26 protein-coding genes are annotated in these 26921 nt (G+C 35.8%); 23 read left to right on the top strand and 3 right to left on the bottom strand.

The annotated features are described in order from the left end of the window. Window positions 1-2 precede the first annotated feature (2 nt). Entirely contained in the window at window positions 3-3206 is a 3204-nt protein-coding gene (locus DCS95_RS15225) for a SusC/RagA family TonB-linked outer membrane protein (RefSeq protein WP_116771624.1), read from the bottom strand. A gap of 52 nt (window positions 3207-3258) precedes the next feature. Next, on the bottom strand, window positions 3259-3948 hold the full coding sequence (locus tag DCS95_RS15230; RefSeq protein WP_164674211.1) for a TIGR04282 family arsenosugar biosynthesis glycosyltransferase: 690 nt from the start codon (window positions 3946-3948) through the stop codon (window positions 3259-3261). A 372-nt stretch (window positions 3949-4320) separates the two neighbouring features. Here DCS95_RS15230 and DCS95_RS15235 point away from each other — a divergent pair, with 372 nt between their 5' ends. Next, window positions 4321-5835: a Do family serine endopeptidase gene (locus DCS95_RS15235; RefSeq protein WP_116771626.1), complete on the top strand. Its 1515-nt coding sequence runs from the start codon at window positions 4321-4323 to the stop codon at window positions 5833-5835. A gap of 78 nt (window positions 5836-5913) precedes the next feature. Continuing rightward, on the top strand, window positions 5914-6684 hold the full coding sequence (locus tag DCS95_RS15240; protein ID WP_116771627.1) for a patatin-like phospholipase family protein: 771 nt from the start codon (window positions 5914-5916) through the stop codon (window positions 6682-6684). 67 nt (window positions 6685-6751) lie between these two features. Here the strand turns inward: DCS95_RS15240 and DCS95_RS15245 are convergent, their stop codons facing one another. Beyond that, on the bottom strand, window positions 6752-7801 hold the full coding sequence (locus DCS95_RS15245) for a ferredoxin--NADP reductase (RefSeq protein WP_116771628.1): 1050 nt from the start codon (window positions 7799-7801) through the stop codon (window positions 6752-6754). A gap of 242 nt (window positions 7802-8043) precedes the next feature. Between DCS95_RS15245 and DCS95_RS15250 the strand changes: the two genes are divergently transcribed. The 21 genes from DCS95_RS15250 to dut all read left to right on the top strand — a co-directional run bounded on the left by DCS95_RS15250 (window position 8044) and on the right by dut (window position 26920). Beyond that, window positions 8044-8394 (top strand): YciI family protein, encoded by a 351-nt coding sequence (locus DCS95_RS15250; RefSeq protein ID WP_036150983.1) that lies wholly within the window; start codon window positions 8044-8046, stop codon window positions 8392-8394. A gap of 3 nt (window positions 8395-8397) precedes the next feature. After that, window positions 8398-9636, top strand: a complete 1239-nt coding sequence (locus DCS95_RS15255) for an RNA polymerase sigma factor (RefSeq protein ID WP_116771629.1) — start codon at window positions 8398-8400, stop codon at window positions 9634-9636. Between the two features lie 112 nt (window positions 9637-9748). Beyond that, window positions 9749-11218, top strand: coding sequence for a DUF5687 family protein (locus DCS95_RS15260; RefSeq protein ID WP_116771630.1), 1470 nt, complete (start codon window positions 9749-9751; stop codon window positions 11216-11218). 54 nt (window positions 11219-11272) lie between these two features. Beyond that, window positions 11273-11995 (top strand): ABC transporter ATP-binding protein, encoded by a 723-nt coding sequence (locus DCS95_RS15265; protein ID WP_116771631.1) that lies wholly within the window; start codon window positions 11273-11275, stop codon window positions 11993-11995. A 334-nt stretch (window positions 11996-12329) separates the two neighbouring features. Then, complete coding sequence (porW, locus tag DCS95_RS15270) at window positions 12330-14885, top strand: type IX secretion system periplasmic lipoprotein PorW/SprE (RefSeq protein WP_116771632.1); 2556 nt, start codon at window positions 12330-12332, stop codon at window positions 14883-14885. A gap of 3 nt (window positions 14886-14888) precedes the next feature. Further along, entirely contained in the window at window positions 14889-15311 is a 423-nt protein-coding gene (locus DCS95_RS15275; protein ID WP_071340843.1) for a bactofilin family protein, read from the top strand. Further along, on the top strand, window positions 15289-15522 hold the full coding sequence (locus DCS95_RS15280) for an AtpZ/AtpI family protein (RefSeq protein ID WP_116771633.1): 234 nt from the start codon (window positions 15289-15291) through the stop codon (window positions 15520-15522). Before DCS95_RS15275 ends, DCS95_RS15280 begins: the two co-directional genes overlap by 23 nt. A gap of 3 nt (window positions 15523-15525) precedes the next feature. Further along, a complete protein-coding gene (locus DCS95_RS15285; protein WP_116771634.1) occupies window positions 15526-15918 on the top strand; it encodes a DUF6168 family protein in 393 nt (130 codons plus the stop codon). 93 nt (window positions 15919-16011) lie between these two features. Next, on the top strand, window positions 16012-17187 hold the full coding sequence (gene atpB / locus DCS95_RS15290) for a F0F1 ATP synthase subunit A (RefSeq protein WP_116771635.1): 1176 nt from the start codon (window positions 16012-16014) through the stop codon (window positions 17185-17187). Between the two features lie 39 nt (window positions 17188-17226). Beyond that, the gene (gene atpE / locus DCS95_RS15295) at window positions 17227-17421 is read left to right on the top strand and encodes an ATP synthase F0 subunit C (protein ID WP_027065438.1); all 195 of its coding nucleotides are present in this window, start codon (window positions 17227-17229) and stop codon (window positions 17419-17421) included. 87 nt (window positions 17422-17508) lie between these two features. Then, entirely contained in the window at window positions 17509-18009 is a 501-nt protein-coding gene (locus tag DCS95_RS15300) for a F0F1 ATP synthase subunit B (RefSeq protein WP_116771636.1), read from the top strand. 8 nt (window positions 18010-18017) lie between these two features. Further along, on the top strand, window positions 18018-18557 hold the full coding sequence (gene atpH, locus DCS95_RS15305) for an ATP synthase F1 subunit delta (RefSeq protein WP_116771637.1): 540 nt from the start codon (window positions 18018-18020) through the stop codon (window positions 18555-18557). Window positions 18558-18617: 60 nt separating this feature from the next. Next, window positions 18618-20198: a F0F1 ATP synthase subunit alpha gene (gene atpA / locus DCS95_RS15310; protein WP_116771638.1), complete on the top strand. Its 1581-nt coding sequence runs from the start codon at window positions 18618-18620 to the stop codon at window positions 20196-20198. An 81-nt stretch (window positions 20199-20279) separates the two neighbouring features. Then, complete coding sequence (atpG, locus tag DCS95_RS15315; protein WP_116771639.1) at window positions 20280-21140, top strand: ATP synthase F1 subunit gamma; 861 nt, start codon at window positions 20280-20282, stop codon at window positions 21138-21140. Between the two features lie 130 nt (window positions 21141-21270). Beyond that, a complete protein-coding gene (locus tag DCS95_RS15320; protein WP_116771640.1) occupies window positions 21271-22491 on the top strand; it encodes a TCR/Tet family MFS transporter in 1221 nt (406 codons plus the stop codon). A 74-nt stretch (window positions 22492-22565) separates the two neighbouring features. Beyond that, window positions 22566-23408, top strand: coding sequence for an alpha/beta fold hydrolase (locus DCS95_RS15325; protein ID WP_116771641.1), 843 nt, complete (start codon window positions 22566-22568; stop codon window positions 23406-23408). Further along, the gene (locus DCS95_RS15330; RefSeq protein WP_116771642.1) at window positions 23408-23902 is read left to right on the top strand and encodes an RNA polymerase sigma factor; all 495 of its coding nucleotides are present in this window, start codon (window positions 23408-23410) and stop codon (window positions 23900-23902) included. Before DCS95_RS15325 ends, DCS95_RS15330 begins: the two co-directional genes overlap by 1 nt. Continuing rightward, entirely contained in the window at window positions 23895-24461 is a 567-nt protein-coding gene (locus DCS95_RS15335; protein WP_116771643.1) for a hypothetical protein, read from the top strand. The genes DCS95_RS15330 and DCS95_RS15335 overlap by 8 nt, the downstream gene beginning before the upstream one ends. A gap of 75 nt (window positions 24462-24536) precedes the next feature. After that, window positions 24537-24977, top strand: coding sequence for a hypothetical protein (locus tag DCS95_RS15340; protein ID WP_164674212.1), 441 nt, complete (start codon window positions 24537-24539; stop codon window positions 24975-24977). A 51-nt stretch (window positions 24978-25028) separates the two neighbouring features. Continuing rightward, window positions 25029-26489 carry a lipopolysaccharide biosynthesis protein gene (locus DCS95_RS15345; protein WP_116771645.1) on the top strand — a complete coding sequence of 487 codons (1461 nt, stop codon included), beginning with the start codon at window positions 25029-25031 and terminating at the stop codon, window positions 26487-26489. Continuing rightward, window positions 26486-26920, top strand: a complete 435-nt coding sequence (gene dut, locus DCS95_RS15350) for a dUTP diphosphatase (RefSeq protein WP_116771646.1) — start codon at window positions 26486-26488, stop codon at window positions 26918-26920. The genes DCS95_RS15345 and dut overlap by 4 nt, the downstream gene beginning before the upstream one ends. Window position 26921: the final 1 nt, after the last annotated feature.

The raw sequence follows: 26921 nt of genomic DNA on the forward strand, positions 1-26921 counted from the left end.
TCTTAAAAATTAAATCCGGCTTTAAAACCTATACTTCTAGTGGTGGCATACGACATATCTTCAACACCGCTAATAAAGCCTTGCCCTTGTACTGCCAATTGCTCGGGGTCAAAATGTGGATTCTCTGTTATAGCAAATAAGTTCTTTCCTATCAATGATAAAATCAACGTGGCATCTTGGTTGAACAGACTAAGATTATCAAAAGTATAACCAACGGATACTTGACGTAGCTTTAAAAAGGAAGCGTCATAGGTATTGTTTTCCTCATGGTTTCTGTCATAAAATTGGCGGTAATAACTTTCTGCCGTTACTGCAATGGTATTTGGTGTATATACAGGATTATCAGTAGTGCCCGTATTTACAACGCCTTCCGGTACAATTCCCCCTTCAGGTCTAAAAGCCGTTTCTGCTAACTGACCACCAACATTACCTAATGCCCTTGTTCTAGAAACGATGATGCCACCTTGTCGCCAATCGAAAAGGAAACCCATATTCCATTTCTTGTAATTGAATTGATTGTTGAAACCCAACATAAATTCAGGATTGTAATTTCCTAATTTTTGCAGTTCATTATCGGGTATGTATCTGCCCTCATCGGTTAAAATGAAATCACCATTTTCATTCTTTAGATACCCTGTTCCATATAAATCACCCACACGACCGCCTTCTTCAGCTTGCAAAAATACCGTTTGGTTTTGACTATCGTAAATTCTAGAGTATGCCAATGTTAATCGACCTTCTTCTTGCGGTAGACTTTCTACTGTAGATTTGTTGGTGCTAAAATTTAAGGTGCTGTTCCATTTAAAATCCTGATTTATTACGGGGGAAATTCCTAATATAATTTCCAGTCCTTTCGAACGAACCTCTCCGCCATTTACGACCTGTTGCGTATACCCAGATGAAATACCTATTGGCAATGAAATAATTTGATCTTTAGTCAATGCATTGTAATAAGAAACATCTAACCGTAGTTGATCGTTAAAAAAACGAATATCAGCACCAACTTCAAAAGAAGATGTCTGCTCAGGCTGCAGATCTGCATTGGCAATGGTATTTGAATTACTAAATGTTGGTTGCCCGTTAAAAGGTGTTTGCGCTACAAATGCACCAGTTGTTTGGTAAGGATCTGTATCATTACCCACTTGCGCCCAACTTGCCCTAAGTTTTGCGAAGGAAATAACCTGAGGTAAATTCACCGTGTTGGATAAAATAAAACTACTAGAGACGGATGGATAAAAGAAAGAGGTATTATCTACAGAAAACGGTGTAGCCAATGCACTAGACCAATCATTTCTACCTGTAATATCTACAAACAAGTAATCTTTATAGCCCAACTTTGCCAGGCCATATATACTGTTTATTCTTTTGTTGGATTCAAATTCAAAAACTTCTATGGGCGAGGCTGCATTCGATAATCTAAAAATACCCGGTTGTGCCAAACTCGTGGTCTGTGATTGTGAGGTAAACGCTTTTAGGTCTAATCGGTTTCCTCCTAAAGAAACATCGACTCTAATATCATTAAACCTATTGGTATAATTTATGAGAAAATCTGTATTTACTTCTCTATAAAAAACATCATGTTCTGCATAGCCACCATTTGCAAATCTATTAGAACTATAGGCTCTACGCAATTGGCGTAGCTCACTAGAATAATCCATACCAGTTCTTATAGACGCTGTTATATGTTCTGTAATATCATAGCTTGCCGAAATGTTTCCGAAAACACGATCTCTATTGAACGAATTTCTGTTTTCATTAAGAATGAAATAAGGATTATCAAAAAAGGTATAGTTGTACGAGTATTGTTGTATACCCTCTAAGCCTGGTTGCCAGTAATTTTTTAAGTTTTCAATATTTAAAGAACGTGGTCCCCAAGCTACCAAAGAGTAATTTGCATTCTCTGAACCATAACCGTTAGCGGGTCTATTGTCCGATCCGGAATTGATATAACTGATGGATGAATTGATGCGTAATTTATCAATCGGTTGAAAATTTAGTCGTGCGCTAATCGTTTGGCGGTCTAGGTCAACACCCGGTATTATAGATTCGCTTCGTAAATCTGTAAAGGATAGACGGTAACTACCTGTATCAAATCCGTTAGATATTGCAATGTTATTAATCAATGTGGTACCCGTTTCGTAGAAATTCTTAAGGTTATCTGGGTTAGATTTAAATTCCGTGGGAGTAATGGCTATACCGTTATAAAGAGCAGTATCTCCACCACGTACTACCGTACCATCTGGCAAGGTAACCGGACTATCATACTGAGGAATTAAGTTGCCAACATCTAAACGTGGTCCCCAACTATAGGTAATCAAATCATTTGTTCCACCACCTAATCCGTCTACGAATGCAAACTCACCAGAATTCCCTTGTCCGTATTCATTCTGAAAATCGGGTAACTGAAACGCTGAATCCACAAAAAAGCTGGTATTGTAACTAATACCCAACCCTTTTGAATTTTTTCCGCTTTTGGTTTCAATAATGATAACACCGTTAGATGCTCTTGTTCCATAAAGTGCGGCTGCACTTGGTCCTTTTAAAACAGAAACTTCAGCAATATCATCGGGGTTTACCTCCATGGCACCGTTTCCAAAATCTATTTCCTGAAATCCGGCAGCGGCCTCATTGGTAAAATTGAAGACTGAGTTATTGTTGATTGGAACGCCGTCTACAATAAACAACGGGTTATTGTTGGAGAAAGAAGCTTCACCACGAATGGTAATTTTAGAGGAAGACCCTACTCCGGTAGCACCTTGGTTTATAGTAACACCAGCAAGCTTACCCGATAGGTTATCTAGAAAATTGACAGATTTTACTTCGGTAACTCCTTTTGCGTCTAAACTTTGCACAACATAGCCTAATTCTTTGGTTTCTCTCTTTAAGCCTAATGCAGTCAGTACCACCTCATCCAATATTTCAGAAGAGTCGTTTAGAGTAACATTGATTGTGTTTCGATTATTAATTGGTATTACTTGTGTTTCATATCCCAATACGGAAAATTCAATAGCACCTGAAAGACTGGGAACATTTATAGTATATATACCGTCTTCATTGGTGGTCGAACCGGTCAAAGTACCGGATAATACAATGTTTACGTACGGTATGGAATTTCCATAGGTATCAATAACGGTACCTGTAATTGTTTCTTGAGCATTGACTATGTTCAATATGAACAATGTCAACACCAGTAATAAGTGTTTCATATTTAGCTTTGGACTTAGGTTTCACTTACCCAACTATTGGATAAAGGGGGATCTAGATAAATGAAACTGGAGGAGAGCCTTTGTTGAAAGGAAAACTGTTTGGGTATGAAGAAGAGAAGTTCTGGTTAGTGTAGTATAAACCTCTTTTTCTTTTTATTAGTTGTGCTATCAACAAGAATAGGGTTGGTGATAGGTCATCTGAAAACGATAATATGGACTTTAAATCTTTTTCACAATCTAAATCTTGTAAAGCAGGTAATTTTACTAGTTCAGAGGATTCTTTTTGCAACCACATGGTAATTTTGTGGTACAAACTAAATCGTTGCCAGGGCAAATTTTGAAATTCACTAATTTCAAAATTTGATTTTTGTAAACCTAAAAGGTAAAATCCACCATCTTTTGACGGGCCAATTACAGTTTTTCCCTTTGCCAATTGCTCGGTCGCAAGTTTAAGCTGTTGGGTTTTTAAATGCGGAGTATCGTTACCTATGGCAATAATATTTGTAAAACCATTATTAAATACAGAAGCTATGGCATTGGTAAATCGTTGCCCAAAACTCGATCCTATTTGATCATCATCAGAAATATGAAAAACTGGTAAACCGGAGTTCTTAGCTTTTTGGAGTGTACTTTTTGTAAGCTCACTGAATAAACGTTCACCTTTGGCAATACGCTTATTGACCAAATCTTCCTTAGCGGAATTGGCAAATACCAGTATAGCAGTAGTACCTTGTGAATTCAATTTAATTTTCTTTCTCGTTGTTAAACTTACGTAAAAATATGGCAAAGGTTTTTTAACAATACATAAATTGTATCAATAAAAGATAAGTATAGCTTTACTTTAAGTCAAATTGTCAGTTTTAGACTATGCAGTTTGTTTTACCAAATCGTTTTTGGTAATATCTTGGGCATTAGCCTATAAACAAGTTATAAAATCAGATAATCTGCATAATTTATATGCTTATTCTCATGTAATTTTAAGGTTACAGACCACTTAGTCTAAAAAATCCCTTAAAATTTCAAAAAGTTTTAAATTTTTTTTAGCAATGACATAGGTATTCATGGCATAGCTATTGAAACTAGGGACACAGAAAAATATTAAAAACTATTACATATGAAATCAAATACAAATTCCAGAGGCGCTTGGAAGGTTTACTTCTTCTCAGCGGTTATTGCCCTTGCAGTAAGTTATGGGGTAATAAAATTGAACAAGCAAGAATCAAAAGAAGCTACAGGCGTAACCGTGGTAGAATCCATACCCGGTGCACAAGCCTTATACACTAAAGACAGTGATGGTAATATTAAACTATTGGATTTTACCGATACTTCAGAGAAGGTATTGGATGCCGTGGTACATATTAAATCTACACAAACGGGGTCATCATACCAAAATCAAGGTGCAAGAGAATTGCCAGACCCTTTTAAAGAGTTTTTCGGCGATATGTTTAAAGGGCAATCTCCGCAAGGATCTTCATCTAGACCTAGGGTAGGTACAGGTTCGGGTGTTATCATTAATGACAAAGGTTACATTGTAACCAATAACCATGTTATCGATAATGCAGATGAGGTTGAAGTAACTTTATACAACAACCAATCCTACAAGGCGACGGTTATTGGTACTGACCCAACTACAGATTTAGCATTGCTACAGATAAAGGCAGATAACTTAAAAACGATGTCTTTGGTAAATTCCGATGATGTGGAAGTTGGCGAATGGGTTTTGGCAGTTGGTAACCCATTAGGTTTGAATTCAACAGTAACCGCTGGTATCGTTAGTGCTAAGGCAAGAAGCATTCATATTAATACCGATAAATTTGCGGTTGAAAGCTTTATACAGACCGATGCGGCTATTAACCCTGGTAATAGTGGGGGAGCTTTGGTTAATCTTGATGGTAATTTGGTGGGGATCAACACAGCCATTGCCAGTACAACCGGTACTTATACCGGTTACGGATTTGCAGTGCCTAGTAACATCGTTACCAAAGTGGTTGAAGATTTATTGAAATTCGGTAACGTACAACGTGGTATGCTTGGTGTAACCATTAGAACAATGGATAGTAACCTTGCCAAAGAAAAAGATGTTGACTTTACCAAAGGTGTTTGGGTAGAACAAGTTGGTGAAGATAGTGGTGCTGATATTGCAGGTATGGAATCTGGAGATATTATTGTGAGTGTCGACGGAAAAGAAACTGCTACATCACCTAGACTACAAGAAATTATTGCAGGAAAAAGACCTGGAGATAAAGTAATGATTACTGTTAATAGAAATGGTAAGGAGAAAGAATTTGAGGTAGAACTTCACAATTCTCAAGGAGGTACCGATTTTATCAAGAAAGAAAAGAAAGAGGTGTTTAATCTTTTAGGTGCAGATTTTGAGAACGTAGATAAGGATACTGCCAAAAAACTAAATATTGATGGCGGAGTTCAGGTATCTAAACTATACCCAGGTAAAATTAAGAAGGAAACCCAAATGCGAGAAGGGTTTATTATTACTCATATAGACGGTAAGCGTATAAATGACATTGAAGATGTTGCCGCTGTTTTGGAGAACAAAAAAGGCGGAGTAATGTTGGAAGGAGTTTATGAAGATGGTTCTAAATATTATTATGCCTTCGGATTGGATTCATAGTCCGCAATATTGACTAATTTTATGCCAAGTGAATAATAGTATTCACTTGGCATTTTTTTTGAAATTAATTTTAGATAGATGCAATTAGGTTCTAAATCCATTGGCTTGGTGCTTTCCGGTGGCGGTATTAGGGGAATGGCACATATAGGGGTTATTAAGGCAATGCAAGAATTTGGTCTTGAAGCAAATGTGGTATCCGGTAGTAGTATTGGCGCCTTGGTAGGTGCTTTGTACGCTGCAGATAAGCCTGTAGTGGATATGCTTCGTTTTTTTAAGGAAACACCGCTATTTAAATACAATTATTTTGCTGTTGCTAAACCTGGACTCTTAAATAGTGAGAGCTATATAACATCGTTTAAAAAATACTTTCCAGAAGATAGTTTTGAGGCTTTAAATAGAGAGCTTCATGTAGTCGCTACCAATTTACAGAAGGGTGAAGAGTTGTTTATTCATAATGGAGAATTGATAAAACCTTTGTTGGCTTCTGCTGCTTTGCCGCCCGTATTTAGCCCGGTAGAGTATAATGGTGAACTATATGCCGATGGTGGTATTATGAACAATTTTCCATCAGAACCGGTATTGCCTAAAGTAGATTTTGTAATCGGTAGTAATGTTTCGGTTGTATCTCATTTAGATAAAAAACATTTGAACAACTCTTTTCAATTAACGGGCAGAGTTACAGGATTGATGATTTACGCCATTAATCGACAAAAAATCAATAATTGCGACTTAGTACTAGAATCAAAAGAATTGGAACATATAGGATTGCTGGATAGGCGAGGAATTGAAAAAGCCTATGCCATTGGGTATGAAGCTGCGGTTAGAAAGTTTGAAACAATATTAAATTAAGTAATAGTTCATAAAAAAACGTCCTTGAGATTTCAAGGACGTTTTTTTTATAAAGCATCAATATATATTACACATCATCAAAATCTACTTTTATAGTAGGTGTCGTTGCATGCGCTTGACAGGTTAAGATAAATCCGTCCGCAATTTCCTGGTCGGTCAAAATTTGATTCATGACCATTTCTGCTTTTCCATCAGTAACTTTGGCAATACAGCTACTACAAACTCCGCCTTGACATGAGTATGGAGCATCAATATTCTCTTTTAGAACAGCATCAAGAATTATGGTTTTCTTATCCATAGTAAACTGAAATTCTTCATCATCAACAAGTACGGTAACCGCAGTTTGACCATCTGCCTGTATGGGTAATTCTTCTTTTATTTCCGTTGGTGTAAAAAGCTCAAAATGAATTTTATCCTTATCCACTTCATTCTCAATTAAGGTATCTTGTACCAAACGAATCATTTCTTCCGGTCCACATAAATAATATCCATCAAAATCAACGTCTTTATGCTTATTTAACAAAGCATAATTTACCGTTGAGGTATCAATTCTACCAAATAACGCCTTGTCTTCACGGGTTTGACTATTGGTGAAGTAAACAAAAAACCGATTGGCATATTCTAGTTCTAATTTTACTAAATCGGTATAGAACATGGTCTCTTCGTAAGATTTGTTACCGTAAACCAAAACAAATTTGTTCTTAGGGTTACTATCTAAAACCGATTTTACAATACTCATAATAGGGGTAATACCGCTACCTGCAGCAAAAGCGGCAATGTTCTGTACTTCTTTGGTCGTATTGAATACGAAACGACCTTCTGGTTCCATTACCTCTAAGGTATCGCCTACCTTTAATTCTGAGTTGGCGTAGTTGGAGAATCCGCCATTATCTACTTTTTTGATGCCGATGGTAATGCCATCTTTTTCAGGTGATGAACTAATGGAGTATGCTCTTCTAAGTTCTTTTCCCTTAATCTCTTTTTTAATGGTGATATACTGACCCGCCGTAAAGGTGAAAGTCTGTGCCAATTCTTTCGGAATTGAAAATGTAACGGCAACAGATGTTGGCGTTAATTTCTTGATATGTTTTACCGTTAATGGGTGAAAATGCGACATATGTTCGTTTCTTTAAATCGATTTACAAAATTAAGCATGCTTTTGCGATATCATATGACATTTGTCAAAAAAGTCTAACGGTCAATGGCTTTTACAGCGTTTTTCTCACATTAAATAATCCTTAATTTATCTTTTTTGAAAAAAACATATGAAAATTGTCCCTAATTTGATTTCGGTTACGTCATGAGGTAAACAAAAAGAACTTAGAGCGAGTTCTATGTAAAAATTAAAACGATTAAATTATGAAAGATTTTATGATGATTTTCATTGGTGCAGATTACCAAGAATTAGGTTTATCGCCAGAGCAGTTGCAAGAACGTATGGGAAAATGGTTCGCTTGGAACGAAAAGATGCAAAAACAAGGTATCGTAAAAGCTGGTGATGCATTGGTGCCACATGTGAAAAGAGTATCTGGACCAAACCGTACCGTAACCGATGCCCCGTTGATTGAAGGTAAAGAATTAATTGGAGGGTATTATATTGTACAAGCAGAGAATGCCGATGCCGTTGTAAAAATCGCAGAAGATTACCCAGATTACGATTTAGATGGCACCGTAGAAATTAGGGAAGTAATGGTATTTGACCAACAATAATATATGGAACATAAAGTAGTAGACCATCTTTTTAGACATCATTACGGGAAGATGGTCGCTATTTTAACCCGTTTTTTCGGGTTGTCATATATAGAAACCATTGAAGATGCGGTACAGGATACCTTTATAAAAGCAACTTCTCAATGGCGAACCCAAATTCCCGATAATCCAGAAGCTTGGCTGAACAGGGTTGCCAAAAACAGAACAATTGATATTCTACGAAGCATACAAGCCGAAAAGAATAGAAATCTTGCCATTACTACAGGTGCATCATCGTTACAGATTGATGAACTGTTTTTAGACCACGAAGTAGCCGATAGTCAGTTACGAATGATTTTCGTTGCCTGCCACCCAAGTTTGCATCCTAATGAACAAATTGCATTTGCGCTTAAAACAATTTCAGGTTTTAGCATTAAAGAAATAGCTGCGGCATTGTTGACCAAAGAAGAAACTATTTCTAAACGACTGACCCGGGCTAAGAAAACAATTATAGAAAGGGATATTCAGTTTCAATACCCAGATCCAGAAGCAATTCATAATCGCATGGAGCGGGTCATGAAAGTTATTTATTTGACTTTCAATGAAGGGTTTCATTCTACTAATAAAGAAAAATTAATTAAAGAAGATTTGTGTGGCGAAGCTATTCGTCTTTGCCAACTTCTTTTGAAAAAAGAGCAGTTTAGAAGCGGAAGTTTGTATGCACTTTTTGCGTTACTCTGTTTTCACATGTCAAGACTGAAAAGTAAAATTTCGTCTGATAATCAATTGGTTAATTTGAAAAATCAAGACCGTGCCAAATGGTATTTTCCACTGATAAAAATGGGAAGTAGCGCAATGCACAAAGCCATGGATTACGATGATAGTTCGGTGTATCATTACGAAGCTGCTATAGCCTCTGAACATTTAAATGCCAAAACATTTAAAGATACCAACTGGAGAAAAATTTCTTATTGGTATGAACAGTTGCATACGTTTGAACCTAACATGTTTACATTGTTAAATTATGCAACAGTTTGTCTTCAACTAAACGATTTAGCGAAAACATATCAATTATTGAATTGCATTGAGGTAGCCGAACTTGGTCAAAGAGGCTATCTATATTATGGTTGTTTTGCGGAATATTATCTGAAAAAAGGTGAGAAAGATTTAGCAATCTCTTTTTTGGATAAAGCATTGGCGGGAACTACGAATAAATTGGAGCGGGAGTTTTTGATGAAGAAGCGGGAGGTAATGAATGGTTAATTTTCACCAATTATATATTAAGGTATAAACAAAGAGATTAGATAATTTTATAATTGTTTGTAACAATCTCAAGATTTTTCTTACTTATATTTTGAATACTAAAACCAACCGAATGTTTAAACGTTTTTCTTCCTTACAATGGAAATCCTTTTTTAGGTCCTCTAACCTTGGTAAAAGTTTAGGGATAAAAATAGTCATGGGATTTTTTGCGGTGTATATGTTGATATCGCTAGCCGTAACAGGTGGGGGTATGTATTTTTTACTGCGCAAGTTCTTTCCAGACCAAAACCCTTTATGGATCGTTAGTCAATATTTTATTTACTGGATTCTAATGGAATTAATGCTCAGGTATTTTATGCAAAAACTACCGGTAATGGACATTAAGCCTTTTTTGACCACACCGGTGAAGAAAAGTACCATAGCACATTATATATTAGGTAGATCAGCGGCATCTATTTATAATTTATTGACCTTATTTTTTATTGTTCCCTTCGCTATTGTTCTTTTATTCAATGATTACCCTGTATTGAATGTATTATTATGGGTTGTTGCAATAAAGGCAATTGTTCTTAGCATTAACTATTTAAACCTTTTGGTCAATAAAAATGACAAGGTTCTTATTGCTATTGTAAGCTTACTCGTTTTGGGCTATGGATTAGATTATTTTGGGGTGTTTTCTATTAAGGAATTTTTTGCGCCCGTTTTTCATGCACTTTACGCATATCCAATAACGGTATTGATACCCGTTGCTCTAGCCTTACTCATGTATTATGTAAACTATACATATTTAAAAGATAAAATTTACCTAGATGCAAAACTCAAGGCGAAATCGGTAGAGGCAAATACCTCAGATTTAGCTTGGACAAAACGTTTTGGTGAAATGGGCTCTTTCTTACAACTTGATCTTAAAATGATATGGCGTAATAAAAGAACCAAGTCTCAAGTATATATTTCTCTGCTATTTGTTTTTTACGGCTTAGTGTTTTACACCCAAGATATATATAGTAGTATGATGCCTATGAAAGCTTTTGTCGGCATATTTATGACCGGTATTTTCTTAAGTAATTTCGGTCAGTTTATTCCCGCTTGGGATAGTAGTTACTATAGTATGATGATGTCGCAAAATATACCCATGCGCAAGTATTTGGAGTCTAAAGTTTCTTTAATTACGGTGAGTATAGTGGCTATGTTTTTATTGACTATACCTTATGTTTACTTTGGTTGGGATGCCTTGGCAATCAATTTTGGCTGTGCCTTATATAATTTAGGTGTAAATATACCGGTCATTTTATATTTCGGTTCTTTCAACAAGAAAAGGATTGAATTAGATCAGAGTCCGTTCGGTAATATGCAAGGTGCAAGTGCCACTCAATTTCTAGTAATGCTTCCTGTTTTAGTTGTTCCTATTATTATATTTTCCATCTTTTATTACATTTTTAATTTAGAAGTGGCAGTAGGTGTACTTTCAGTTTTAGGAATTATCGGTTTTGCCATGAAGAATTATCTATTAGGTTTAATTACGGAACAATACAAGAAAAAGAAATACGGAATGATTGCGGGCTTTAAAGAGAAAGCGAGTTAAGCTTTATCCATTTATCACATTACATTCATCCTAAAAAAATAGAACAACAAGATTATGATTACAATAGAAAATTTATCTAAAATTTACGGCGCACATAAAGTATTGAATATAGAATCTTTAAATATTCCAACAGGACAAAGTTTTGGACTGGTAGGTAATAATGGTGCTGGTAAAACAACGCTCTTTAGTTTACTGTTAGATTTAATACAGCCAACTACAGGTCATATTATTAATAACGAAGTTCAAGTAAACACCAGTGAAAATTGGAAACCGTTTACATCATCTTTTATAGATGAAACTTTTCTGATCGGGTATTTGACTCCCGAAGAGTATTTTTACTTCATTGGTGACCTACGTGGTCAAAACAAAGCCGATGTTGATGCACTATTGGCGCAGTATCAAGATTTCTTTCATGGTGAAATATTGGGTCAGAAAAAGTACTTAAGAGACTTATCTAAGGGAAATCAAAAGAAAGCAGGTATTGTGGCTTCGTTTATTGGAAATCCTAAAGTGGTGATTCTAGATGAACCTTTTGCCAATTTAGATCCCACAACGCAAATTCGCCTAAAGCAAATTATAAAAGAGCTTGCAGCACAGCAAGATGTTACTGTTTTGGTTTCTAGTCACGATTTAATTCATGTAACCGAAGTATGCGAACGTATTGTGGTGTTGAACAAAGGCGAGGTGGTAAGAGATATTGAAACTTCTACTGAAACTTTAAAAGAATTAGAAGTGTTCTTTGGTTCAGATAATGCTGAGGTGGTTTTGGAAGATTAACCAATGTAATTTTGGTTTTGTTACAGTTGAAAATCTAACTTTTGGTGTAAAACCTCATAAATTTATTAAACCGACCGTTAGGTCGGTTTTTCAATAGTACACCTTTACTGTAAGGTTAATAAAAGTCGATAAAGAATTCGTTGATCAGATTAACTGCAATAAAATGATGAAATCTTGATCATTTTATGTCAAAACAAACTACTCAGTCTGTTATAAAAGTATCTTCCTGCTTGTTTCCATTATTATCATTCAAAAATAAATATGCAGTTTACCGATGAACGGTATAATAATCTGGTTGTTTTTAAGTTAAACATACATACGTAGATTATCTATTTTGAATCTTAGAAACAAACTTATTTTATCCGGTGTTTTGGCGAGTATGCTATTTAATGCATGTTCTGTCAAGAAAGACAAGTTCGTAAACCGTAATTGGCACGCGCTCAATACCAAGTACAATACCTTGTATAATGGTAACATTGCTTTTGACCTGGGGCGAGAAACTTTAAACGATACGTATCAAGATGACTATTTTGAAGTGTTGCCAATAGAACGTTTAGAAGTTAGTGGCGAAATAAAACTAGATTCAGAAGACAACAACCCTAATTTCCTTATTGCAGAAGAAAAAGCGACCAAGGCTATTCAACGCCATAGTATGGATATTAAGGATGAAGAGCGAAATCCTCAAATAGATGAAGCTTTTCTGCTATTAGGCAAAGCCCGTTATTTTGACGAACGCTACATTCCTGCATTAGAATCCTTTAATTACATTCTTAATAAATACTCAGAAAGTGATAAGCTTAATGAAGCCAGTATTTGGAGAGAAAAGGTAAACATCAGACTAGAAAACGACGACCTTGCCATAAAAAATTTAAAACGCTTAATGAAGTACGAGCGTTTAAAAGACCAAGAATATGCAGATGCAAGGGCAATGTTGGCACAAGCATATATTAACCTAAATGCTCCTGATACTGCAGTGCAAAACCTTAAGGTTGCATCGCATTACACCAAGAAAAACCCTGAAAAAGGAAGGTATTACCATATCATTGGTCAGTTGTACAATCAGATGGGTTTTAAGGACAGTGCTAATTATGCTTTTGATAAGGTAATTGAGCTGAACAGAAAATCTCCAAGAGTTTACATGATCAATGCGGAGATTGAAAAACTTAAGAATACCAAAGTAACTAGCGAGAATAAAGAAGAGGTTTTGGAGTATTTGACTAAAATGGAGTTGAATAGAGAAAACAGACCCTTTTTAGATGGTATTTATAGACAGTTGGCCGAATTTCATTTGGAGCAAGAAGCTGATAGTTTGGCAATCGTATATTTTAATAAATCGCTTCGGGCTTCGCAGAACAAACCAAAATTAAATGCGCTTAACTATGAGAATTTGGCGGAATATAATTTTGATGAAAGTGTTTACAAGCCTGCCGGTGCCTATTATGATAGCGTACTGACCAATCTTAACGAGAATACTAAGAAATTTAGGGCAATAAAGAAAAAGCGTGATAACCTTGAAGATGTTATTAAATACGAAGATATAGTTCAATATTCCGATAGTGTTATTACGGTATTTGAAATGCCAAAAGAAGAGCAGTTGGCATATTTTGGAAAGCATATTGAAGAATTACAAAAGGCGAAAGAAGCAGCGCAGAAAAAAGAAAAGCAAAGAATTACCGATGGTTTTGCGGCTTTTAACAATAGTAAAGGTGGTAAAGAGAATAAGGGTAAGTTCTATTTCTACAATATTACCAGTTTAGGCTATGGCCAAAATGATTTTAAAAACCGTTGGGGCAATAGAGAGCTCACTGATGATTGGCGCTGGTCAGACAAGTCACTTATCAATAGTGAGAATATTGCATTACAAAATGCACCGGGAGCAAATGATAGTTTAAATGTGGTAAGTGAAGACGAGAAATTCTCTTTAGATTATTATATGGATCGTTTACCAACAGATGTTGCCATAATCGATAGCTTAAAGACAGAACGAAATTTTGCGAACTATCAATTAGGACTTATCTATAAGGAGAAATTCAACGAGAATCTGTTGGCAGCAGAGAAGCTTGAAAATGTATTGGCATCAAATGCCGAAGAACGATTGATTCTTCCTTCAAAGTATAACTTGTATAAAATTTACGAAGAAGTTGGTAGTCCGTTGAAAGAAACAATGAAGGCAGATATTATTGCCAACCATGCAGATTCTAGATACGCTGAAATATTGTTGAATCCGCAAGCCGTATTGGCAGATAGTTCAGACAGTCCAGAAAAGCGCTATGAGAGTTTGTTCAAACAATACCAAGACCAACATTATTTACAGGTAATTACAGGTGCAGAGGAAAATATCAATAGATTTACCGGCGATCCAATTGTGCCAAAATTTGAGATGTTAAAAGCAAATGCTATTGGAAGGTTGCAAGGTTTTGAGCTTTTTAAAGAAGCATTGAACTATGTGGCATTGACTTATCCTAATAATCCAGAAGGTAAAAAGGCAGAACAGATGATTGCCGAGCAGCTTCCTAAATTAGAACAAAAAGACTTTTCTCCAGAGACAGACTCCAAAGGAACATCAAACTGGAAAGTGGTTTTCCCTTTTAAAAGGAGCAATAACGAAAAGGCTTTGAAATTGATGGAACTGTTAGAAAAATCAATTGAAGACCTTAGATATAAAAACAAAGTTTCAAGAGATATTTATAATGTAGAAGACCAATTTGTGGTCGTTCACGGATTTAAATCGAAAGATTTCGCACTTGGTTACGCCGAGCTATTAAAAAATAATAAGGATTACCGAGTTGCTGATGAGAATTTTGTAGTTTTATCAGAGAACTATAAGATTATACAGGTGCACAAAAATATAATCGAATATAGAAATACGCTTTTAACCCCAAAACCGTGAACAATGTTTTCAGACAGACAAAAACCCAAAGCTATGAATGAAATAGGAGGACAGCCGAACAGAATAGAGAAGAACACAAAAATTAAAGGAGATATCATCTCAGAAGCAGATTTTCGTATCGATGGTAAGTTAGATGGCAATGTTAAAACCTCAGGTAAAGTGGTCATAGGTAAAGATGGCTATATACATGGCAAAGTAGAATGTGTAAATGCGGATATAGAAGGTAGTTTTAACGGAGAATTGAACGTATCTGATCTGTTATCCTTAAAATCGTCTGCAGTTATAGAGGGTACTGTTTCAGTAAGTAAATTGGCAGTAGAACCTGGCGCTACTTTTAATGCATCTTGTAACATGGGAGGCAAAAAAGGAGGAAGTAACCCAGCTGGTTTTAAATCACCGAACAATGGAGCCGCAAAAGCCTCGTAAAGGCAATGATAATTCCGAGTTGCTAAGAAATGCCGCAAGCTTAAGTGGTGTGGCCATACAAATGGGTGTCACCATATTTTTAGGCAATCTTTTAGGAGAATGGTTAGATGAAAAATTTGAAAAAACGTTTTTAGAAGACACATTTACTTTACTTGCAGTATTTTTGTCTATCTATTTGGTCATAAAGAAAGTTATGGCATTAAATAAATAAACGTTGCTAAAAAAAATTATTTTATACATAGTCGTGTTCACTGTTGTGGGCGCGACTTCCTTTTTTTTACAAGATCAGTTATTGGGCAATGCCGAACCGTATTTTGAGCCCTTATTGCAAAAAGCCTATACATTTCATTATGTGTTTTCGTTGGTATTGGTCATCACCTTCTTAATTGCGTCGAAGAACAATTCATTTTTTCAGCAGTTAGGCTTTCTTTATATGGCCGCACTTGTATTTAAGATCACTTTGTTCGCAATGATTTTCTATCCTTACCTGCTTGGAGAACTAATTATGCCTCAGTTATATAGGGGAATGCTATTGATTCCAATCTTAATATTTCTATTTCTAGAGGTATTTTTTATAGCCAAAATTATGGGGAATAAAAGTCTATAAATTTTAAAGCTTTAAAATTGGGATGGTTATGTTATTATTGACTACTTTTGCGCAAAATTTCTAGGAGCTTAATTTTTTGACATAGAACTAATGATGAAAGTTTCAAATACGATTAAAACCTTATTACAACTTCTAATACTTTGTTTCTCATTGCAAAGTTTTGCACTATCCGATACCGAACAAGAAGGTGCGGTGAGTACTAAAGAAGAGGTAGATGAGTATATTTTACACCACTTAAAAGACTCTCATGATTTTCACTTGTTTTCATATACCAATGATGCAGGCGAAAGAAAACATGTTGGTTTTCCATTACCGGTGATCTTATGGTCAAGCAACGGATTGGTAACTTTTATGTCGTCTGAATTTCATCATGATGATAACGGTGAAGTAGTCGTAGAAAAGAACGGATCTAAATTCGTAAAGCTTCACAGTAAAATTTATGAGTTGGAAACGGGCGCATCTTCAGTGAATTTTGATGAAGAGCACCATGCAACAAATGCGCATAAGGTTTTAGATTTTTCTATTACCAAAAGTGTAGTTGGGGTTTTGTTGGTAGGTTTATTAATGCTACTCGCCTTTTCTTCATTAGCTAAGCAGTATGCCAAGAAAAGTATTCCTACAGGATTCGGTAGAGTGTTAGAACCATTGGTTTTATATGTTAGGGATGAAATTGCAAGACCTAACATTGGCGAAAAGCATTACAGAAAATTTACAGGGTACCTTTTAACCGTATTCTTTTTTATATGGGTACTGAACTTATTGGGTCTTACTCCTTTCGGTTTTAATGTAACAGGGCAAATAGCTGTAACTGCTTGTTTGGCTATTTTCACATTGATCATTTATACGGTAAGTGGTAATAAAGATTACTGGATGCACATTTTATGGATGCCGGGCGTACCTGTATTCGTAAAACCTATATTGGCTATTATAGAATTAGCAGGTGCATTTATCATTAAACCATTTTCATTGTTAGTGCGTTTGTTCGCAAACATATCTGCAGGTCACATTGTAGTAATGAGCTTAATTGCAATTATGTTTACACTTAAGGAGAGTTTAGGTGTAGCGGGCGCTACTGGTCTTTCTTTGGTGTTGTCATTTTTTATTACGTTAATTGAGGTTTTAGTAGCCTTTTTGCAAGCATATATATTTACCGCGCTTTCAGCCTTGTTTATAGGTATGGCAGTCGCAGAACACGACCATGATCATCATCATGATGAGGCTGGTCACGAAGTAGCCGATACAGAAGATGTAAGGGCAGACTTCATATAAAAGAGAGTTTTTTTAATTTAATTATATAAATCAATTAGTATGGTAACTTACAATTTAATTGGAGCAGGTTTAATCGTTATCGGAGCAGGTTTAGGTCTTGGTCAAATCGGTGGTAAAGCAATGGAAGGAATTGCTCGTCAACCAGAAGCGGCAGGAAAAATTCAAACTGCGATGATTATCGTAGCTGCACTTTTAGAAGGTTTAGCATTCGGTGCTTTGTTCTTAGGAAAATAAGAACACGAAAACCCAAAGGCATTTTCCTGTAACGGTTGGTTGCAGGAAATGTTTTTAATTATTGATTTAGATTTTAAAGATTAAGATATGGAAGTTTTATTGAATGATTTTTCACCAGGATTGTTTATTGTACAAACAATATTATTATTAGGTTTAATTTTCTTAATGGTAAAATTTGCCTGGAAACCTATCTTGAACTCATTGAACGAGAGAGAGACAGGAATACAAGAAGCATTGGCTGCTGCTGAAAAGGCTAAAGCAGATATGCAGAACCTTCAAGCGGATAATGACAGAATGTTGCAAGAAGCACGTTCTGAGCGTGAGGCAATGTTAAAAGATGCTCGTGAAATCAAAGAAAAAATGATCGCTGACTCTAAAGAGCAAGCAAAATTAGAAGGTGATAAAATGTTGAAACAAGCGCAAGCTGCTATCGAAAGTGAGAAAAAAGCAGCGGTTGCCGACATTAAAAGTCAAGTTGCAGAATTGTCTGTAGCAATTGCCGAGAAGGTAATAAAAGAAGAGTTATCTAGTAATGACAAGCAATTGAAGTTGGTAGATACAATGTTGAGCGATATAAAACTTAACTAAAAGAAATAATGAGCGAATCTAGAGCTGCATTACGTTACGCAAAGGCGATATTGGATATGGCCAAGGAAAACAAAGCCTTGGACGCTGTTGAGAAAGATATGCGTTCAATCGCCGCTACTATTTCCGATAGTAAAGAATTAAAAGATGTATTGGCTAGTCCGGTAGTTTCTGGTGCTTCTAAAAAGAGTGCATTACTTGAAATTTTCAAAGGGTGTAATTCAATTACAGAAGGTACAATTACTATGTTGGTAGACAACAAACGTTTAGCTATGCTGAATGAAGTTGCCTTAAAATACATTATTCTTAATGAGCAATTAAAAGGTAAAAACGTAGCTTATGTAACTACTGCTGTACCTTTAAATGCTGCAATGGAGAAAAAAATATTAAAGCAAGTTGCTACAATTACTGGAGATGAAGTTACCATTGAAAGTAAAATTGATGAAAGTATCATAGGAGGATTTATCTTAAGAGTTGGAGATTTACAGTATGATGCTAGCATAAGTAACAAGCTTAGTAATTTAAAAAGAGAATTTTCAAATAGTCTATAATAACTATATAAGACCACGAGTGTTTACATTCATGATCTAATATCTTATATCTAATTAAAAATGGCAGGAGTAAAAGCCGCTGAAGTATCAGCAATTTTAAAGAAACAATTATCAGGATTCGATGCTACCGCTACTTTAGACGAAGTAGGTACTGTATTACAGGTAGGTGATGGTATCGCAAGGGTTTTCGGACTAGCTAATGCTCAATATGGAGAATTGGTTGAATTTGAAGGCGGACTTGAAGGTATCGTTCTTAACCTTGAAGAAGATAACGTTGGTGTGGTTCTTTTAGGACCTTCTAAATCTGTTGGTGAAGGAGATACGGTTAAACGTACGCAACGTATTGCTTCTGTAAAAGTTGGTGAAGGTATTGTTGGTCGTGTTGTGGATACTTTAGGTAACCCAATTGACGGTAAAGGACCTATTTCTGGCGATACTTATGAAATGCCACTTGAGCGTAAAGCTCCTGGTGTTATCTATAGAGAGCCGGTAACCGAGCCAATGCAATCTGGTATTAAGGCAATTGATGCCATGATTCCAGTTGGTAGAGGACAAAGAGAGTTGGTTATTGGTGACCGTCAAACTGGTAAGACTACAGTTTGTATCGATACTATTTTGAATCAAAAAGAATTTTATGATGCTGGTGAGCCTGTTTACTGTATCTATGTTGCCATAGGTCAAAAGGCATCTACCGTTGCCGGTATTGCTCAAGTATTAGAAGATAAAGGCGCAATGGCGTATACGACTATTGTAGCTGCAAATGCATCCGACCCTGCACCAATGCAAGTATATGCACCGTTTACAGGAGCATCTATTGGTGAGTATTTCCGTGATACTGGTCGTCCTGCATTAATTATATATGATGATTTATCTAAGCAAGCGGTTGCTTACCGTGAGGTGTCTCTTTTGTTAAGAAGACCACCAGGACGTGAGGCTTACCCTGGTGACGTTTTCTACCTGCACTCTAGATTATTGGAGCGTGCGGCAAAGGTTATCAATGATGATGATATCGCAAAAGAAATGAACGATTTACCTGAGGTATTAAAGCCAATGGTAAAAGGTGGTGGTTCTTTGACTGCATTACCTATTATTGAAACACAAGCGGGTGACGTTTCGGCATATATCCCAACGAACGTAATTTCTATTACTGACGGACAGATATTCTTGGAGCAAGATTTATTCAACCAAGGTGTAAGACCGGCAATTAACGTGGGTATTTCTGTATCTCGTGTTGGTGGTAACGCTCAGATTAAATCAATGAAGAAAGTTGCGGGTACATTGAAGTTGGATCAAGCGCAGTTCCGTGAATTGGAAGCATTTGCGAAATTCGGTTCTGATCTAGATGCAGCAACATTGAACGTTATTGAAAAAGGACGTAGAAACGTTGAAATTTTAAAGCAGGCACAAAACGATCCATTTACAGTAGAGGATCAAGTAGCAATTATTTATGCAGGTTCTAAAAACTTGTTAAGAGATGTTCCTGTTGAGAAAGTAAAAGAATTTGAACGTGACTACTTAGAGTTTTTGAACGCTAAGCACAGAGATGTTCTAGATACATTGAAGTCAGGTAAACTTACCGATGAGGTTACAGATACATTGACTTCTGTTTGTAAAGAGCTTTCAGCGAAATATAAGAACTAAAAAAGTACTGAGTACTGAGTAAAAAGTACATAGTATTGAAGCAACTTAATACTATGTACTTTTTACTAAATACTGAATAAAATGGCAAATTTAAAGGAAATACGAAATAGGATTTCATCGGTTTCTTCAACGATGCAGATTACCAGTGCCATGAAAATGGTTTCTGCTGCTAAATTGAAAAAGGCGCAAGATGCCATTACGGCAATGAGACCTTATGCCGATAAACTGACCGAGTTACTACAAAATCTAAGTGCTAGTTTAGAAGGTGATTCTGGTAGTGTGTATGCAGATAATCGTGTAGTAAATAAAGTCTTGATCGTATCGGTTACTTCTAATAGAGGTCTTTGTGGTGCTTTTAATACCAACATTTTAAAGCAGTCTGTAAACCTTGTAGAGAATATATATGCTGGGAAAGAAGTAGATTTTGTTGCTGTTGGTAAAAAGGCTAACGATTATTTAGGTAAACGTTATAAGGTTATTGCTAATCATAGCGGTGTCTTTGATGACTTAACTTTTGATAATGTTGCTGCCATTGCAGAAGATTTAATGGAATTGTTTACAGTGGGTGCATATGATCGCATTGATATTGTTTATAACAAGTTTAAAAATGCCGCTACGCAAATTGTAATGACAGAGCAATTTTTACCAATTGTACCATTAGAAGTAGAAGAAACGGCAAGCGCAGATTATACTTTTGAACCTTCAAAAGTTGAAATCATTGAGCAATTGATACCTAAATCACTGAAAACACAATTGTATAAAGGAATAAGAGATTCTTTTGCAAGTGAGCATGGTGCGCGTATGACGGCAATGCATAAAGCAACAGATAATGCTACCGAGTTACGTGATCAATTAAAATTGACCTATAACAAAGCAAGACAAGCTGCAATTACTAACGAGATATTAGAAATCGTTGGTGGTGCAGAAGCATTGAATAACTAATGCCACTTGATAACATATTTGAAGTCATTTTGAGCTTGAATATATACTAAGTTGAAAACCCCACCTTAACGTGGGGTTTTTACTTTTATAGCTATTAGATTCCTTTTTTTATCCGACTTTTGCTTTGACCATGAAATCTAAAAAAACCGCCTTACTTTTTATTTTTATTACCATTTTAGTTGATGTCATCGGTATCGGCATCATTCTTCCAATTATTCCAGATTTGATTATGGAGTTAACGGGCGAAGGTAATCACATGGCAATCATCTATGGAATGTGGCTCACGACCGCATTTGCCGGTATGCAGTTTTTGTTTTCGCCTGTGCTTGGTGAAATTTCCGATAGATTTGGTAGAAGACCCATATTGCTTATTGCGCTATTAGGCTTAAGTATCGATTACTTGATTCATGCGTGGGCGCCAACAATTACCTGGTTGTTTCTTGGGCGATTTTTAGCAGGTATCACAGGTGCTAGTTTTACTGTTGCCTCTGCTTATATTGCCGACGTAAGTACGAAAGAAAACAAAGCAAAGAATTTTGGATTAATTGGGGCTGCTTTCGGAATAGGTTTTATCATCGGTCCTGGTATTGGTGGTTTTTTTGGTGAGATAGATATTCGTTTACCATTTTATATAGCTGCTGGCTTAACGTTTGCCAATTTTCTTTTTGGCTATTTCTTTGTTCCTGAATCGTTGACAAAAGAAAATAGACGACAAATCAATTTTTCTAAAATGATTCCAGGGGTTTCTTTGTTCGCATTGAGAAACTACAAGGGGATCTTACTATTGATATCTGCTTTTTTCTTGGCAAATCTTGCTGGGCAGGCACTTCCATCTACATGGTCATACTACGGTATAGAGCGATATGATTGGACTCCGAAACAAATAGGATTGTCGCTAATGGTCGTAGGTTTATTGGTTGCAATCGTACAAGGGTTTTTAGTAGGTAAGATTGTAAAGAAGTTTGGAAAGCGTAAAGTAATTACATTCGGTTTTTTGTTATGGACGGTTGGTATGTTCTTATTTTCTTTTGCCAAAGAACCGTGGATGCTATATGCGTTCTTAATTCCGTATGCATTGGGCGGTATTGCTGGTCCAACGGTACAAGGCGTAATTTCTAACCAAGTATCTGAAAAGGAGCAGGGAATTTTACAAGGATCGATTACCGGTTTGGTTAGTATTACCGCCATACTTGGACAATTCATCTTTGCGCCTGTATTTTATTATTTTATACGTCCTGAAGCATCAATCTACTTTCCAGGAGCACCATATGCTTTGGCGGCAGTATTTCTCTTAGCGGCATTCATATTAGCTTCTACGGCTATAAAACGTATGGATGTAGAGCCGGAATAAAATCTTTTTTCAATTTAGGACGTAACATTTTTTAGTTTTTTAATCTAAAGGGTAAACAAACAAAAACTCTTACGATGAAAACAATTAAAAATTTACTATTCGGATTGCTTATTTTTTCAGCACTTTCTACAACGGCACAAGACAAGCCTTTTGAAGTAAAAGTTACTGGTGAAGGAGACCCAATTCTTCTTTTTCCAGGATTTGCGTGCACAGGTGAAGTTTGGGATGCTACAGTAGTAGAACTATCAAAAGAATATGAATGTCACGTTTTTACTTTTGCCGGCTTCGGTGACGTTCCTGCCATTGAAAAACCATGGTTACCAAAAATAAAAGATGGTGTTGAAGCATATGTGTTAGAAAATAAATTAGAAAATCCCGTTTTGATGGGTCATAGTTTAGGTGGTGCATTGGCACTTTGGATGGCAGCAGAGGGTAATTCATATAAAGAACTGATCATTGTAGATGCTTTACCATCAACCGGTGCTTTAATGATGCCCGATTTTAAAAGTGAGTACATGGTGTATGATTCGCCATATAATAAACAGTTATTAGTTATGAACGATACCGATTTTGAAACTATGGTTGTTCAATTGGTTAGTGGCATGACCAAAGAAAAATCAAATCAAGAAATAATTAAAAATTGGATGATTCTGGCAGATAGAGAGACCTATGTCTATGGCTATACCGATTTATTAAAGTTAGATTTACGTGAAGATTTGGCTAAGATAAATGCACCGGTGACTATATTGGCGGCTACAGAACCTTATGGTTTAGAAATGGCAAAATCTACTTATGACCTACAGTATAAAACGCTTGCAGAATACACCATTGACTTTGCATATGGCTCATCACATTTTATCATGTATGATCAACCACAGTGGTTTATAAAGAATCTTAAAAATGCCTTGAAGAACTAATGAGCTCTAAAGAAATTACATACCAGAAAATCTATGAGGAAAACTACCCAAAGGTAATGCGATTATGCATGGGGTATACTGCAGGTAACGAGTCTCTTGCTAAAGATCTGGTACAGGAAACATTTATTAAAATTTGGCAGAATTTAGACAGTTTTAGAAATGAAAGCGGAATAGGGACTTGGATTTATCGTATTTGTGTGAATACCTGTTTAGCTGAAATACGGAGGGAGCGTAAAAAGGACAGAAACCTTCAGATTGATAGTCTGAAGGTAAGTGATAACGGTGAAAACTCTGTTAACAAAGAGGAGATGTTGGTGCAACTGTATGCATGTATCAACAAGTTAAGCAGCACTAATAAAGCAATAATATTATTGGAATTGGAAGGCTTGCCCCAACTAGAGATTTCAGAAATAATCGGGATAAAACATGAAGCTGTTCGAACTAGAATTCATCGAATAAAACAACAACTTACAAAATGCGTAAACAATGAATAATTTTGAAGATTTACAAAAGAAATGGCAGAACCAATCAGGTGTTTCTGCAACAGAAGACGGATTTCAATCGCTTTTAAAAAGCGTAAAATCCATAGAACAGAAACAAAGAACAGGAAACATAGTTTTGACCCTTACTATTATTATTCTAGTGTCTTTTCTGATATATGTTTCAGGATACAACAGCGCGTCATTTATGCTTGGTATCGGTTTAATGATCGGTAGTTTAGTGATTAGAATTGCTATTGAATTGTTTAGTTTGAAAAGGCTGCGTAGCATTAGCTTTAGTAAAGATGCAAATACTTTTACTGAAGATTTAACTAGTTATTATTCCTTTAGAAAATATACGCATTACATAATTACACCTTTAGCTCTTATAGTTTATACCGTTGGGTTTATAATATTATTGCCATTGTTTAAGGCTAGCTTATCAAACGGATTTTATATTTATATTCTATGCTCATCAGTAGTGTTTTTAGTCCTGTTCTCAGTGTTTTTATACAAACAAGTAAAGAATGAACTTTTTAAATTAAAGCAATTACAAATGCAAGAGGGAGTATAATATTTGTGATCACGATGTTAAATGACCTATTAAACCCATATTACTTATTATCTTTATAAGAATAATATGGGTCTAATGAAATATTTGAATGTTTACTTCTTGCTTTTCTGTCTTTGCTTAACCAATTGTACGTCACAGAAAAAATTACAAACAGAAGCTCCGTTCGAAATCGGTAAAGCTACAAGTCAGCCATATGTTGGCGGTAGAGAAGAAAGTGGCTCTGGTACCGAATTACGAATTCCGGTTTCACTACTTGAAAATTCTGAAGTAGAATTATATGAGATTTATTTTCGTGGTAAGAAGGTAAAAGCAATAGTTAATACTATAGAAAATCAAAAAATGATTGTGGTTAGAATACCTAATAACATTCCAGAATCAACTGAAACTTTAGATTTAAAGTTAAATGCAGACGAGGCAGTAGTAAGCTATAATGAAAATGGAGTAGTAAAATATGTGAAAATAAGCAGCATAAAACAGAAACAACCTTTAATATATAAAGGCGCTCCCCAAAACTAACTTTGTAACTAGGCTATAAATAGGTACTTTTATCGCCTTAATGTACAGTGCTTGAATCCACTCAAAAAACTCTTTAAACAAACTGCAATTTATGGCTTGGCAACTGTCTTGCCAAGGATGATTTCGTTTTTACTTGTGCCAATTTATACAGATGTTATGGCACCGGGTAAATATGGTGAGGTTACATTAATATTTTCTTGGTTTGCCATTTTTAATGTTTTTTTGGCTTATGGAATGGAAACGGCCTTTTTTCGTTTTTATAAGGAATCGGAAAATAGGAAAAAGGTTGTCAGCACTTCACTATTGTCCATAATGGGCTCAACTGCCTTGTTAGTTTTAGTTGGAATATTTTTTAAGACACCATTATCTACCGCTTTAAATATTGACTTGCCATTCATGAATTATGTGTTGGGGATTTTGGCGTTAGATGCGTTAGCTATTATACCTTTCGCATGGTTAAGAGCCAATGAAAAACCAATGCGATATGCAGTTGTTAAAATATTAAACGTATCACTAAATCTAGGTCTCACCTTATTTTTCTTGATTCTCTTACCTAAGATCGCATCGGGATCATCGTCTGGGTTTTTAAATACATTGTATAAGGTAGACTATGAAATTCCTTATATTTTAATTGCAAATTTAATAGCTAGCGGAGTTACGCTATTATTAATGATTAGGGTTTACATTCGTAGACCATATGTATTTGATAAAGAGCTCTGGAAAAGGATGGTAAGTTATGCAATGCCTGTTATGGTTGCAGGTATTGCCTTTACGATCAATGAGGTTTTTGACAGGTATTTGCTTTCTGAATTGTTGCCTGTGGATATTGCAAAAAGTGAAATGGGTAAATATTCAGCTTGTTATAAACTAGCCCTTTTTATGACACTATTTGCTACCGCTTTCAGAATGGGAATAGAACCATTTTTCTTTAGTCATTCAGATACTAAGAACCCGCAGAAAGCTTATGCTCAGATTACCAACTATTTTGTGGTTTTGGGTAGTATAATTTTATTATCGGTTGTGGTTTTTTCAGACGTACTTAAGCGTTTTCTGGTTTTAAACGAATCATATTGGGATGCCATGCCAATAGTTCCATTAATTGTTCTTGCTAGTTTCTTCTTAGGTATTTACCATAACTTATCCGTTTGGTACAAAGTTACAGACCGCACAAAATTCGGTGCTTATATTTCAATGATTGGTGCGGTTTTGACCATTGTTATTAATTTAATTTTTATCCCTTACTTTGGGTATATGGCGTCGGCCGTAGCCACCTTAATGGCTTATGGCACTATGATGATGTTGTCGTTTTATTTTGGGAGAATGTATTATCCTATTCCGTATAACTTTAGAAAAATTATCTTTTATTTAGGAATTTCCATCTTGTTTTCTATACTTTCATTTTACATATTTGATAGAAACCTCATTGTAGGTATCCCGTTATTATTGTTGTTTTTAGGTCTTGTTTACAAGCTCGAGTTTGAGAACCTTAAAAAATTATATTTAAATAGATGAACATAAAAATCATAAACAAGTCTTCCCATAAGTTACCCCACTATGAAACAAGTGCTTCTGCGGGAATGGACTTAAGGGCTAATCTTACCGAATCAATTACATTACAACCATTGAGCAGGGCTATTATACCAACTGGTCTTTATATGGAATTGCCGGTGGGTATTGAGGCACAAGTGCGACCACGTAGTGGTTTAGCTGCGAAAAAGGGTGTAACCGTTTTAAATGCTCCTGGCACGATTGATGCTGACTATAGAGGGGAGGTAGGTGTTATTCTTGTTAATCTTTCTAATGAACCTTTTACCATAGAAAATGGTGAACGTATTGCACAAATGGTAATTGCAAAACATGAACGGGCTGAGTGGAACGTAGTGGAGAGTTTGTCTGAAACCACTCGGGGAGAAGGTGGCTTTGGTAGTACTGGTGTAAAGTAAA

This window comes from Maribacter litoralis (genome assembly GCF_003075045.1).
In the GTDB taxonomy this organism is placed as follows: domain Bacteria; phylum Bacteroidota; class Bacteroidia; order Flavobacteriales; family Flavobacteriaceae; genus Maribacter; species Maribacter litoralis.